Origin of the sequence: uncultured Allobaculum sp. (assembly GCF_948576815.1) — a bacterium.
Classification (GTDB): Bacteria; Bacillota_I; Bacilli_A; order Erysipelotrichales; family Erysipelotrichaceae; genus Allobaculum; species Allobaculum fili.
Genome location: NZ_CAPAEZ010000071.1, coordinates 1 through 13,912 on the forward strand (window position 1 = coordinate 1; position 13,912 = coordinate 13,912).

At 50.8% G+C, this 13,912-nt stretch carries 7 protein-coding genes; 1 reads left to right on the forward strand and 6 read right to left on the reverse strand.

What is annotated here, in order from left to right:
* Positions 1 to 342 precede the first annotated feature (342 nt).
* Genes Q2J39_RS09060 through Q2J39_RS09075 form a run of 4 tightly spaced genes read right to left on the reverse strand, consistent with a single transcriptional unit; the run spans position 343 to position 10,048 of the window.
* On the reverse strand, positions 343 to 1,788 hold the full coding sequence (locus Q2J39_RS09060) for a glutamate synthase subunit beta (RefSeq protein WP_230267004.1): 1,446 nt from the start codon (positions 1,786 to 1,788) through the stop codon (positions 343 to 345).
* 16 nt (positions 1,789 to 1,804) lie between these two features.
* Entirely contained in the window at positions 1,805 to 6,301 is a 4,497-nt protein-coding gene (gltB, locus tag Q2J39_RS09065) for a glutamate synthase large subunit (RefSeq protein ID WP_288340255.1), read from the reverse strand.
* 13 nt (positions 6,302 to 6,314) lie between these two features.
* Positions 6,315 to 7,898, reverse strand: coding sequence for an asparagine synthase B (gene asnB / locus Q2J39_RS09070; RefSeq protein WP_288340253.1), 1,584 nt, complete (start codon positions 7,896 to 7,898; stop codon positions 6,315 to 6,317).
* A 56-nt stretch (positions 7,899 to 7,954) separates the two neighbouring features.
* Positions 7,955 to 10,048, reverse strand: a complete 2,094-nt coding sequence (locus Q2J39_RS09075; protein ID WP_230267007.1) for a glutamine synthetase III — start codon at positions 10,046 to 10,048, stop codon at positions 7,955 to 7,957.
* Positions 10,049 to 10,695: 647 nt separating this feature from the next.
* Here Q2J39_RS09075 and Q2J39_RS09080 point away from each other — a divergent pair.
* Entirely contained in the window at positions 10,696 to 12,597 is a 1,902-nt protein-coding gene (locus Q2J39_RS09080; RefSeq protein WP_288340251.1) for a beta-glucoside-specific PTS transporter subunit IIABC, read from the forward strand.
* A gap of 340 nt (positions 12,598 to 12,937) precedes the next feature.
* Here the strand turns inward: Q2J39_RS09080 and Q2J39_RS09085 are convergent, their stop codons facing one another.
* A complete protein-coding gene (locus Q2J39_RS09085; RefSeq protein ID WP_288340249.1) occupies positions 12,938 to 13,423 on the reverse strand; it encodes a DUF6508 domain-containing protein in 486 nt (161 codons plus the stop codon).
* Entirely contained in the window at positions 13,395 to 13,862 is a 468-nt protein-coding gene (locus Q2J39_RS09090; protein ID WP_288340247.1) for a hypothetical protein, read from the reverse strand. Before Q2J39_RS09090 ends, Q2J39_RS09085 begins: the two co-directional genes overlap by 29 nt.
* Between the last annotated feature and the right edge of the window lie 50 nt (positions 13,863 to 13,912).

Genomic DNA, 13,912 nt, shown 5'->3' on the forward strand with positions numbered 1-13,912 from the left:
ATTATCCCAAGGAGGCGGTCGAGAAAATACCCGTCTTTTATTTGACGCTTACTTTCAAAATTTGAAATTTGTCTGAGGAAATCAATCATACCGCCATCCTGCTGTCTTAGAAATCCCGTATATGGAATGCAAAACGAATCCAGAAAGAAAAAAAGGAGGACGAATCGAGTTTACGAATTGATCCTCCTGAAAATGGAAATGGTTTGTGGAACAGGATTTGCGCAAGAGGAATGGAGGAATCCGATCGGGAAGGCGCAGACCTTCTCGTCAGTTCCGCGCTTTGCCGATCAGCCATTCATCTTTTTTCATCCTTCTTTTTTTCACCATTCTTTTTGACTTAGTCTATTCGATATTCGAGTAGCCCATGAGGTATTCATCGACTTCTCTGGCACACTCCCGGCCTTCCATCAGCGCCCAGACGACCAGAGACTGGCCGCGACGGCAGTCGCCGCACGCGAACAGCGCGTCAGATACGCGTTTTCCGCCGGCTTCTGTTTCGATGGTGTTTCGAGCGGTAAGCGGCAGATCAAATTCGCTGGCCAGAGACTGCGGTACGCCCACAAATCCAGCCGCGATCAGCAGCAGATCGCAGGGAAGCGTCTGTTCTGTACCTTCAATCGGTTTAAAGCCCGGACCAACTTCTACGGTCGTTACGCTTTCAATATGCCCGTCCTGTTCGGTAATGGAGGCGATCGTCGTCTGGAAACGACGCGGATCTTCTCCAAATCGTTCTATAGCTTCTTTTTGCCCGTAATCGGTTTTCAGGACTTTGGGCCATTCCGGCCATGGATTGTTTTCAGCGCGGTGCAGCGGCGGCTTGGGCATCATTTCCAGAGCAGTAACGGATTTGCAGTGCTGACGAAGAACGGTTCCTGTGCAGTCATTTCCCGTATCCCCGCCGCCGACGATAATCACGTTTTTGTCTTTGGCCGAAATCAGAAAATCGGTACCGGCCAGAACATCCTTAGTCGTCTGCCGCAAAAAATCGACCGCATAATATACGCCGCCAAGCGCCGTGTCGACTCCATTCAGACTGCGCGGCACGATGCTGCCGGCTGCCAGAACGATCGCGTCGTACTGCGTTTTTAGCTGTTCAAAGGAAATGTCCCTGCCGGCTTCTACGCCGCAAAGAAAAGCCACGCCTTCCTGTTCGAGCAGATGGATGCGCCGTTCAACGACTGACTTGTCGAGTTTCATGTTGGGAATGCCGTACATCAGAAGTCCGCCAGGACGATCGTCCTTTTCATAGACATCCACAAAGTGACCGCGCCGATTGAGATAGTTTGCGCAGCTCAGACCGGAAGGACCGGAACCGATGATCGCCACGCGCTTTCCGGTCTGTTCCTCAATTTCGGCCGGCTTGACCCAGCCGTTTTTAAACCCGTTTTCAATAATGAAAAACTCGTTGTCATGAACCGTGGTCGGCTGTGAATCGATGCCGTTGATGCACGCCTTTTCACAGAGCGCAGGGCAGATCCGGCTGGTAAATTCAGGAAACGGGTTCGTTTTCAAAAGCCGGATGAGGGCGTACTGATCGTTTTTGAGGGCGAGCTGTTCGTTCCATTCCGGAATGAGATTGTGAAGCGGACAGCCTGTCGTCATTCCGTTCAGGGAAATCGCGGACTGACAGAACGGAACGCCGCAGTGCATGCAGCGCGCCGCCTGTTCTCTTCTTCGGCTTTCGTCTAAGGGACGATGAAATTCGCCAAACGTTTTCAAACGTTCGGATTCCGGAAGAATCGGGTCATCCTGCCTGGTGTATTCAAGAAATCCAAAGTTCTTTTCCATAGTGACATCGTCCTTTCTAGTGCGGATGGGCCATCTCAAAGGCTTTGAGAGCGGCTTCCTGTTCGCTGTAGCCCAGATCTTCAAGCGCCTTGATATCTGTGCGGATTTTCTGGTAATTGCGCGGCACGATTTTCTTGAACTGATCGAGCTTCGTCCGATAGTCCTTTAAAAGCGATGCGGCTAAAGGACTGCCGGTCGCTTTCACATGGTCTTTAAGAATGGCTTCAAGGGCCTCAATATCGGTTTTGCTTTCCAGCATTTCCAGATCGACAAGTTCCGGGTTCACATGGAGATACAGCTCATGCTCTCGATCGAGCACGTAGGCGATGCCGCCGCTCATGCCGGCCGCAAAGTTTTTGCCGACCGGACCTAAAACCACGGCCGTTCCGCCAGTCATGTATTCGAGTCCGTGATCGCCGCAGCCCTCACAGACCGCCACGGCGCCAGAGTTTCGAACGCAGAAGCGTTCGCCGGCTTTTCCGTTGATGAACGCTTTGCCCGAAGTGGCTCCATAAAGCGCCACATTGCCGATGATCACATTTTCTTCCGGTTTAAAGCCGGAAACTTTTGGCGGATAAATGGCCAGCGTACCGCCAGAAAGACCTTTTCCAAAGTAATCGTTGGCATCGCCTTCACATTCCAGGCGCAGCCCTTGCGGAATGAACGCGCCAAAGGACTGTCCGGCACCGCCATGCGCCCGTACGGTAATCAGATCTTCGTCCAGCGTTTCGCCTTTGGCTAAAGAGCGGGTCATTTCACTGCCAAGAATCGTGCCAAAGGTGCGGTTGGTCGAACAGATGTCGACATCCATCTCACACGCTTTTCTGCGTTTCAGATTTTTGCGCAGCGCAGGAAGGAGCACATCCACATCCAGACTCTGTTCGAGATGAAAATCAAACGCCTGACCGCTTTGATGATGGATCGGTTCAATGCCTTTGAGAAGATCATCAAGATGAGCAAGTTCGGCGCGTTCGAGTGCCTGCGTATTTCGGACTTTCAGACAGCTGGCCGCCTGACCAACCATTTCATCGAGCGTCGCAAAGCCCAGTTCAGCCATGATTTCGCGCAGTTCCATGGCGGTAAAACGCATGAAGTTCATGACGTATTCCGGTTTGCCCTTAAAGCGCTTGCGCAGTTCTTCGTTCTGAGTCGCAATGCCAAACGGACACGTATCGAGTGAGCAGACGCGCATCATGCGGCAGCCCATGGATACGAGCGGAGCCGTCGCAAAGCCAAATTCTTCCGCGCCAAGTAACGCCGCGATGGCGACATCGATTCCGCTCATGAGCTTGCCGTCCGTTTCGAGAATCACCTGCTGACGCAGACCATTGGCACTCAGTTCCTTATGCGACTGAATGAGACCGAGCTCCCAGGGAAGACCTGCATGATGGATCGAACTCTGGCCGGCAGCGCCGGTACCGCCGTCGTAGCCGGAAATCAGGATGACCGCCGCACCGGCCTTGGCGACACCGCAGGCGACGGTGCCTACCCCGTTTTCCGAACAGAGCTTGACGGAAATTCTGGCGTCTCGATTCGCGTTTTTCAAATCGAAAATGAGCTGGGCGAGATCTTCAATCGAGTAAATATCGTGGTGAGGAGGCGGAGAAATCAGCGTTACGCCTGGCGTGGAACAGCGCGTTTTCGCGATCCACGGATACACTTTGCCGCCTGGCAGATGACCGCCTTCGCCCGGCTTGGCGCCCTGCGCCATCTTGATCTGAATTTCGCTGGCGGAGCAGAGATAGGCGGAATCGACGCCAAAGCGGCCGGAAGCAACCTGCTTAATGGCGGAATTGCGCAAGGTTCCATAGCGTTCGGGCCGTTCGCCGCCTTCCCCGGAGTTCGAACGGCCGCCCAGACGGTTCATGGCTTCCGCCATGCATTCGTGCGCTTCCTGAGAAATGGACCCATACGACATGGCCCCCGTTTTAAAGCGTTTCACGATCGATTCAACGGGTTCGACATCTTCCAGCGGAATCGATGGACGGCTTCCCTCAAAACAAAGAAGGTTGCGCAGGTTATGGGGTGCATTTTCGTCATGAATCCGTTTCGAATACGCTTTGAACAAGTCATAATCCCCGGTCTGCACTGCGCTCTGGAGCATAACAATCGCTTCTGGAGAATACAGGTGGTCTTCCTTGCCTTTGCCCGAGCGCAGCTTATGAAAGCCGATCGAATCGAGAGACGTATTGGCGCGCAATCCGAGCGGATCGAAGGCACGGGCGTGGCGCCAGAGCAGATCTTCTTCGATTTCCTTCAGACCAATACCGCCGATTTCGTACTGCGTATTCGTGAAGTACGCGTCGATAACGTCTTTGGAAATACCTACGGCTTCAAAAATCTGAGCACCCTGATACGACTGGAGGGTGGAAATGCCCATTTTGGCGGCAATTTTGACGATGCCCGAAAGGACCGCCTGATTGTAGTCTTCGATGGCTTTGGAAGGTTCCTTATCGAGAATGTCCTTGTCGATCAGCTCTTCGATGCATTCGTGGGCGAGATACGGATAAATGCCGCTGGCACCAAAACCGAGCAAAGCCGCAAATTCATGGACCGTTTTCGGCTCGCCGCTTTCGAGAAGAATCGACATGGCCGTCTTCTTTTTCGTAGCGACCAGATGCTGTTCAAGGGCCGAAACCGCAAGCAGACTCGGAATCGCCATATGGCTTTCGTCCACGCCCTGGTCGGAAAGAATCAGAATCGAACAGCCGTCCCGGTATGCCCGGTCGCATTCGATAAACAGCTGATCGAGCGCGTCCTTGAGGGGCATTCCTTTGTAAAAGAGCAGGGAAATGACGCGGGATTTCAGTCCCGGCTGATTGAGACTGCGAATTTTGTCCATGTCGCTGGCATCGAGAATGGGATGATTGATTTCCAGCAGTGCGCAGTTGCCGGCTTTTTCTTCGAGAAGATTTCCAGAAGAACCAATATAGATGGTCGTATCGGTAACGACTTTTTCGCGCAGCGAATCGATCGGCGGATTGGTGACCTGCGCGAACAGCTGCTTGAAATAATGAAAGAGCGTGGGATGAAGTTTCGAGAGCAGCGCTAACGGAACATCGGTTCCCATGGAAGCAATCGGTTCTTTTGCTTCTCTGGCCATCGGCAAAATCTGATCGTTCACATCTTCGTAAGTGTAGCCGAAATTGCGGTACAGTTCGTCGCGCAGTTTCTGCTCGTGCATCTGCGGTTTTCGATCGCGCGATTTGAGATCTTCGAGATGCATGAGTTTCAGGCTCAGCCATTCGCCATACGGGTGAGAACTGGCGTAGCGCGCTTTCAGTTCTTCATCAGGAATCAGGCGGCCTTCCTTCGTATCGATCAGCAGCATTCGGCCGGGCATCAGCCGCGATTTTTCGACGATCTGATCCGGTTCAATATCGAGTACGCCGACTTCCGAAGAAAGAATGAACTGCCCGTCTTTGGTGATGTAGTAGCGCGCTGGACGCAGACCGTTTCGATCAAGAACTGCCCCGCACACTTCGCCATCGGAAAACAGAATGGCCGCTGGACCGTCCCAGGGTTCCATCATGGTCGCGTAGTAGTGATAAAAGTCCTTGCGCTTTGGATCCATCGGGACATGCTTCCACGGTTCGGGAATGCAGATTGCAACCGCCTTGGCCAGATCCATGCCGTTCATCGTCAGAAATTCGAGTGTATTGTCGAGCATGGCTGAATCGGATCCATCCGGATTAATGACGGGAAGGACTTTTTTATACTGGGTGTCGATCAGCGGACTCGTCATGCTTTCTTCACGCGCCAGCATGCGGTTTGCATTGCCGCGAATTGTGTTGATTTCGCCGTTGTGCGCAATCATCCGGTTGGGATGCGCGCGTTTCCAGCTTGGTTTTGTGTTGGTCGAAAAGCGGGAATGCACGATCGCGATAGCACTCTGATAGTCTTCCGACTGCAGATCCAGATAAAACCGCCGCAGCTGATCCACTAAAAACATGCCTTTGTAGACGATCGTCCGGCAGGAAAGCGACGCGACGTATGTGTGCGGACAGCTCTTTTCAAACTCGCGGCGAAGCACATAGAGCAGACGATCAAAGTCCTTGCGCGTCTTTACTGTATCTGGCGCTTTGAGAAACGCCTGCCAGATGGAGGGCATGCATTCTTTTGCGGGTTCGCCAAGAATTTCTTCCTGAACGGGCACCTTTCGCCAGCCCAGAAACGTACAGCCTTCCTTGCGGGCCATCGTCACAAACAGCTTTTTGGCCTGGTTTCGTTCGAGTTCATTTTGCGGAAAGAAAAACATGCCGATGCCGGTACGGCCATTGGGGACGTAGTCGATATCGATCTGCCGGCAGGCCTTGGTGAAAAAGGTATCGCTGACCTGCAGAAGAATGCCGACTCCATCGCCTACCGTTCCGCTGGCATCTTTTCCGGCGCGGTGTTCGAGCTTTTCGACAATATGGAGCGCCTGGTCGACAACGTGATGGGAAGGCGTACCGTCCATCTGACAGACGGTACCGATGCCGCAGGCATCGTGTTCTTTCAGGAATTCATTCATAAGGATTTCCTTTCTAGCTTCCGCTTTCCCCGTAGTTGGAAAGCACGCGGGCGGAGGGATCTTTCACATCGCATCCCTTCCAGTTTTTATTGGGCATCCAGAAATCGACAATCATCTGCGACTGGCCTGGATAGTGTTTTTCAAACAGTTCGCGATACAGCAGCGACTCCTTGGTAAAAGGCATCGCATGCGTATACTGCTGTCTCTTTTCTTCGAATTCTTCATCGGTATATCGTTCTTCGGCATACGCTTTGAGATCATCGGCCATCGAATGGCCGACCGCATCCGAGAACGCGGCTTTCTGACGGAAGAGAATGGACTCAGGAAGCAGATGATCCTCTTCAAAAGCATGACGCAGAAGGTATTTGCCGATGCCGTACGTATTCATCTTTCTGGCCGGATCGACGGCCATTACGTAGGAGACGAAATCGAGATCTCCAAAGGGGACCCGGGCTTCCATGGAATGGGTGGAAATGCACCGGTCGGCTCGCAGAACGTCATACATATGCAGCTCGCGTACACGCTTCTCGCTTTCTTTCTGGAATTCTTCAGGGGAGGGGGCGAAGTCGGTGTATTTGTACCCGAACAGCTCATCGGAAATCTCACCGGTCAGAAGCACGCGGATATCGCTCATTTCCCGGATCTTTTTGCAGAGGAGATACATGCCCATGGACGCGCGGATCGTTGTGATATCAAACGTAGCCAGTTCGGCAATGACTTCTTCCAGAGAGGAGAGCACTTCCTCTTTGGTCATGATCAGTTCGTGATGATTACTTCCGATAAATTCAGCGACCTGTCTTGCGTATTTGAGATCGATCGCATCGTCTTCCATGCCGATCGCAAACGTTTCGATCGGACGGTCCATATGTCTGGCGGCGATGGTGCAGACCAGAGAGGAATCGAGTCCTCCGGAAAGGAGGAAACCGACGGGCATATCCGCATCCAGGCGTTTCAGCACGCCGTCAATCAGCCGGTCATGAATGGTTTTGCAGATCGTTTCAAGATCATCGTCAATCACGGCATCCACCTGACTCATGTCACGATAACAGATGAACTGACCGTCTTTGTAAAAATGTCCGGGCGGGAAGGGATAAATCGTTTCGACCAGCCCTTCCAGGTTTTTGGCTTCTGAGGCAAAGCAGATTTCGCCGTATGGGGTATAGCCGTAATGCAGAGGACGAATGCCGATCGGATCGCGGGCAGCGATCAGCGATTTCGACTGGCCATCGTAAATCACGCACGCAAATTCCGCATCAAGCTGTTCAAACATCCCGGTGCCGTATTCTTCGTAAAGAGGAAGCAGAATTTCGCAGTCAGAATCGGAATGGAAGGCATAGCCTCTGGCCGCCAGTTCGCTTTTGATTTTTCGAAACCCGTAAATTTCGCCATTGCAGACCAGCGCATTTTCGCCAAGAAAGAAGGGCTGCATGCCTGAAGCGTCAGGACCCATAATGGACAGCCGCTGGAATCCAAGCACTGCGCCATCGAGTACAACGACCTTCGTGTCATCCGGTCCGCGGGTTTCCGTTTTCTTCAAAGCCGCTTCGATTGCATCAGCATTCGGATGATAAGTCTGTACGGAAAAAACTGTGCACATAAGATTCTCCTTAAAAATGGGTGAAAGAAAACAAGCGGCAGAGCCGCTTGTGAAATTTAGAGTCCAAACAGAAGTCGATCGTAGCCAGGGAACGGCCAGTATTTCTGGTCCGTCATGGTTTCGAGCGCGTCGCAATGCTTTCTCAGCTCTTCCATATCCGGGAGGATTACTTCGCGGACATAGTCGGCTGCAGTTTCGATCGGTTCCAGATGATCCATCGTATCGCGATCGGCCTTGAGCTGTTCGAGCGCTGCAAACGCTTTGGTCAGTTCGGAATTGCCGCGCGCCAGCATCGTGCCTTCGTAGCCCTGATCGGCGGGCAGACCCACTTGGGTTTTGACTAGAACGGTATCGGCAAGCGATTTCTGATAGGCACTGACGGCAGGAAGGATTTCCTGGCCGGCCATGTCGATCATCGTTCTGGCTTCGATGTTCAGCAGATGAACGTATTCTTCCATCAGGATTTCATAGCGGGAGAGAACTTCTTCTTCGCTCAGAACGTGATGCCGTTCAAAGAGCGCAATATTCTCGGGGCGTTTTAAATACGGGATGGCTTCCGGCGTGGTCCTGAGATTGAGCAGGCCGCGGCGTTCGGCTTCTTCGACCCATTCGTCGGAATAGCCGTTGCCATTAAAGATGATGCGGGAATGATTCGTGAAAATGTCACGAAGCAGCTTGTGCAGAGCGGAAGGAAGATCTTCGGCCTGTTCGAGCACGTCGGCAATCTGCATCAGCGAATCGGCGATCGCCGTATTCAGAATCATATTGATGCCGGCAATGGACTGGGCGGAGCCGGGCATACGGAATTCAAACTTGTTGCCGGTAAACGCGAACGGGGATGTGCGGTTGCGGTCGGTCGTGTCAACGGGAAGTTTAGGCAGAACGCGGGCACCGATGTTCATGAACTGCTTGTCCTTGCTTCCGTAATCGGCATCGGCTTTGATCGCTTCGATGACTTCCGCGAGTTCGTCGCCGGTAAAGATGGAGATGATAGCCGGAGGCGCTTCGTTTGCACCCAGACGGTGATCGTTTCCGGCGGTGGCTACCGAAAGGCGGAGCAGATCCTGGTGTTCGTCGACGGCTTTGACAATGCCGGCCAGGAACGTCAGAAACTGCAGGTTTTCGTACGGGGTATCGCCGGGTTCGAGAAGGTTTAGTCCGGTATTGGTGGAGAGGGACCAGTTGTTGTGCTTGCCGCTGCCGTTAATGCCTTCAAAAGGCTTTTCGTGAAGCAGAGCAACCAGGTTATGTTTTTTGGCGATACGCTGGATCAGTTCCATAGTCAGCTGGTTCTGATCGGTCGCCAGGTTGGTGGTCGAGAAAATCGGTGCGATTTCAAACTGAGCGGGCGCCACTTCGTTATGCTGGGTTTTTGCCATGACGCCAAGTTTCCACAGCTCGACATTCAGTTCGTCCATGAACGATTTTACGCGGGACTGAATCGTTCCAAAGTAATGATCTTCCATTTCCTGCCCTTTTGGAGCCGGTGCGCCAAAGAGGGTACGTCCTGTAAAGATCAGATCCTTGCGCTGGTTGTACAGATCGCGGTCGACGAGAAAATATTCCTGTTCGGGACCGACGGTCGTTTTGACGGAGGCGACATCATCGATTCCAAACAGGCGAAGAATGCGCCTGGTCTGCTTTCCGATCGCTTCCATTGATCGCAGCAGAGGCGTTTTCTTATCCAGAGCGTGTCCGGTATAGGAACAGAAAGCGGTAGGAATGCAAAGAACGCCTTCCTTAATAAATGCATTGCTGGTGGGGTCCCATGCGGTATAGCCGCGGGCTTCAAACGTGGCACGCAGACCGCCGTTTGGAAAAGAGGAAGCATCCGGTTCGCCTTTAATGAGCTCGGAGCCTTTAAAGCCCATAATGACGGTTCCGTCTCCGTCCGGCGTAATAAAGGAATCGTGCTTTTCAGCGGTAATGCCGGTCATCGGCTGGAACCAGTGCGTGAAATGGGTCGCGCCTTCTTCAATGGCCCAGACTTTCATGGCATGGGCGACGGCGTTGGCGATTTTACGGTTCAGCGGAAGGCCCTGGTCGATCGTTTTTTTCAGTTCTCGATACGTATCTTTTGGCAGACGCTCTCGCATCTTCTGGTCGTCAAAGACCTTTTCACCAAAGATTTCTGCGACGTTCGTATTCATAATCCATCTCCTTATAGTAGAAAAAAGGCAAAGACACTCCAGCTGCAACTCGCCACTTAATCGGAGTGAACGTGGGTTGAAGCTTATTGGCGTCTTTGCCTTTTCGCTGGTGTAAGAATACAAGATCAAAAAGCGCATGGTCAAGAACGGAAACGGAAAAAGCGTTCCGGACACAGGATCTGCAATGTAAACGATTACAATTGAATGTTTTCACAATTTTCTGAAAACGAAAGCCTGCTTTCAAGAGTTCTCGTTCCATCGCCTGAAAACGGGAAACGTGAGGAACGGGATGGCGGCAGCAAAAGGACAAAAGGCATTTTTCTGCCGTCCGATCCAGAGCAATGCAGATCAACGCAAATCCACAAAGGCCGGCTCAGACCATTTTTCGGCTGTCTGGCGGATTACACGACAGGAGACAGTTCAGCGAATTTATGCGGCTTCCAGCCATTCTGGCCGGTTTTGGCCCGTTCGTTTCAGCGGATTTCATCCCAATGGAAAGAAACCTCCGTGATTGTGAAACGGCATTTCCATCGGTCTGAAAGCGGTATCGAAAAGAATTTAGGGATGGTATCTTTCAAGTGCAACAGGGAAAAAGAGAAAACCAGGGCCCGGTCATCTCGATTCATTTTGAAAACAGGGAGAAAGATATGTCGAAAAAGTACGAGCAGCTTGCCGCAGACATTATTGAAAAGGTTGGCGGCCAGAAAAATATCCAGTCCGCATATCACTGCCAGACCCGTATTCGCTTTAGTCTGGCGGATGAACAGCTTGCGGATGATGAAGCCATTAAAAACATGGACGGCGTAGCCGGGGTCATTCGAAATGCCGGCGTGTATCAGGTCGTTATCGGAACACATGTCGCGGACGTTTTTGAAGAGGTAGAAAAGCTTGCGGATCTGTCTTCAGCTTCCGGGAAGGACGAAGGAAAAAAAGAAGAGAAGAAGGGGGCGATGAATACGGTCATCGACTTCGTCTCCTCCGTATTCCAGCCCATTATTCCCGCTTTATCCGGTGACGGTATGATCAAAGCCGTTCTGGCTCTGCTCACCGTGTTCCATTTCATTACAAACGATTCGCAGACGTACATTCTGCTTAACATGTTCGCCGATTCCGCGTTCTATTTCCTGCCGGTTCTGGTGGCGTTTACGGAAGCTCAGAAACTGAAGTGCAATCCGATTCTGGCGTGCGTAACCGCGCTCATTCTCATGCATCCGACCTGGACCGGACTGGTCTCTGCCGGAGAGCCGGTCAGTCTGTTTGAAGTCATTCCGTTCCAGCTGGTCAATTACGCGAACAGCGTCGTTCCCATCATTCTGATCATTCTTGTTCAGAAGTATGTTGAAAAATGGCTGAATCGGATCATGCCAAAATCGGTCAATCTGATCTTCGTTCCGATGCTCACGATGATCATCATGGGCACGTTGGCGCTCTCTATCATTGGACCGCTTGGAAACATTGTTGGTTCCTGGCTTGGCGTGATCTTCAACTACCTTGCGGAAAATGCAGCCTGGGCACCCGCCGTTCTCGTTGGCGGTCTGCTTCCTGTCATGGTCATGTTTGGTATTCACAATGGCATCGCACCGCTCGGTATCATGCAGATGGGTACGCTTGGCTACGATTCCATTTTCGGTCCCGGCTGCGTCTGCTCCAATATGGCGCAGGCGCCCGCCGGTGCAGTGGTTGCCTTCCGTGAAAAAAACCGCAAGGAAAAACAGATTGCCACAGCCGGTACGATTACTGCCTACATGGGCATTACCGAACCGCTCTTATACGGCGTAAACCTTCCAAAGAAATATCCTCTCTACGCCAGCATGATCGGCGGTGCGCTTGGAGGACTGTATGCCGGCCTTACCCATACCCACCGCTTCGCAACCGGATCGAGCGGTCTGCCCGCCGTCCTGCTGTATATCGGCGACAATACCATGATGTTCTTTTACAACATTCTGATCGCAATTGTTATCGCATGCGTTTCCTCAGCCATCCTGACCTGGATTCTGGCCATCCGCTTTGAAAAGAAAAACGCAAAAGCTTCTTCCGAAAAAGAAGACCGCAAAGAAACGTCTGCTTCCAAAACGAGTTCAAAAGAAATTGAAATGGCTCCCAAAGCCGCAAAACCATCCAAAGCCATCGTTGAAGCCTGCACGCCAGGAACGATCGCACCGTTAAGTACAGCAAAAGACGAAGCGTTCTCTGAAGGCCTTCTTGGGAAAGGCGCAGTGATTGAGCCAGATAAGGGAATTGTTGAAGCTCCGTTTGACGGAATAATCTCGGTATTTTTCCCGACCGCCCATGCCATCGGTCTTATGAGCGACGACGGGATTGAAGTTCTGATTCATGTCGGCATTAACACCGTGGAACTGAACGGCGAACATTTTACCGCTCTCGCAAAACAGGGTGAGCGCGTCCAAAAGGGACAGACCCTTCTGAAATTTGATAAAGACGCGATCGCAAAAGCCGGCTATCCAACCCAGACGATGGTTATCGTCACAAATACCCCCGAATTTGAAGACGTAGAAGTTGTAGAAAACCTTGCGTTTACGAATAGATAACGGGCTGCAAGGTGCTTCATCCTGTCAGGAATCGACGGAATGAATTCAAAATCAAAAGACTCTTGATTCCGTTGGGAAGAAAATCAGAATTCAATTTGTCTTCCCAATGGAATTCTCTATACGTGCAAATCGGTTTAACCCGATCGATCCAGAAAGGAAATCCATATGTTCTATCATGAAAAGATTAACAGGCACTCGCCCTATCTCTCCATAACTCTCCATAAGTGTTACCCGTATTACCTTTTTGGGATTTCTGCTTTCCCTAACTCGGTCTATCACACCATATCACGCCGTAAGTTTAGTATTACGATAGTATAAAGAAAAGCCTTGGCTGTTTGTTTCAGTCAAGACTCTTTTTTTCATCTATTTCTTTAAGGCGATTAAGCCATTTTGTAATTGTACCTGTTTCAAAAAAGTATAGTAACGCACCCTCTGAAAACCTATCTGCTCGAATTGCACCCATAAGCAAGGCTGTAATACATTTTCCGTCCAAAGTAGAAGTATCAACTTCGCTCATGGAAACAATACTCCATTCGATTCCGTTTTCAAACAGAATATCATTGTAGCTGTAAAGGCCGTATTCTTGGTGTTCATCAGCGAAAGTGTAAACATCATCTATAAAGTGTCTCGCCATTCTGGAATAAGTTACATAGGGCATTTGTATAGGGCTCTCAATCGTTCCTTTGCTTTTGCTATCAACTATCCACTTTCCAAAATTATCAGCTTCAAGAATAGGCAAATATGCGGTTAACTTTGTGTAGGTATTCAGTTTCCACCACCCCTTTAATATGATACTACTAAATAAATGAATGTGTAATTTCGTCAATGCGTTTTTCTATAAGGTAGCGACTCATATCACGATTTTCTGGACAACCCCTCGTTTGAAAAATAGCTTTGCTTGAATCAAAGCCAAACCCAAACATTTTATCATCTTTTGTTGGGTCACGTCTTTGTTTAACCTCTGACATAAATTGCAACATTTCTTTATTCGTAAATGCGAGCATTATCGTGTCCCATTTAGTGCTTTTTGCACCTGCATTCTTGACATCATCAGAATGTTTTGCATATATCCCGACCAGTATATACCAGTTTGCGTTTTGCTGAACAGGGAACCTATTAAACCACAAGTAGAATGGATATCCAGAATCTTCCTTGTCATTATAATATGTCCTGGACATTTTAACTTGAATAGTGTTGGCCTTGTTGCACCCATTGTCATAGCGATATAGCAATAAGTCAATACCTTTTTCTTGTGCCGAAGCCAATGCTGTTCACTTAAGCTTCACAAGTGAGCAGTGCCTTGCCTTTCTAGTTT

What these genes read in the sequence shown, in the direction of transcription:
- Q2J39_RS09060 (WP_230267004.1), bottom strand. Translation starts at nt 1,788, where the DNA reads ATGGAAAAGAACTTTGGATTTCTTGAATACACCAGGCAGGATGACCCG.
- gltB (WP_288340255.1), bottom strand. Translation starts at nt 6,301, where the DNA reads ATGAATGAATTCCTGAAAGAACACGATGCCTGCGGCATCGGTACCGTC.
- asnB (WP_288340253.1), bottom strand. Translation starts at nt 7,898, where the DNA reads ATGTGCACAGTTTTTTCCGTACAGACTTATCATCCGAATGCTGATGCA.
- Q2J39_RS09075 (WP_230267007.1), bottom strand. Translation starts at nt 10,048, where the DNA reads ATGAATACGAACGTCGCAGAAATCTTTGGTGAAAAGGTCTTTGACGAC.
- Q2J39_RS09080 (WP_288340251.1), top strand. Translation starts at nt 10,696, where the DNA reads ATGTCGAAAAAGTACGAGCAGCTTGCCGCAGACATTATTGAAAAGGTT.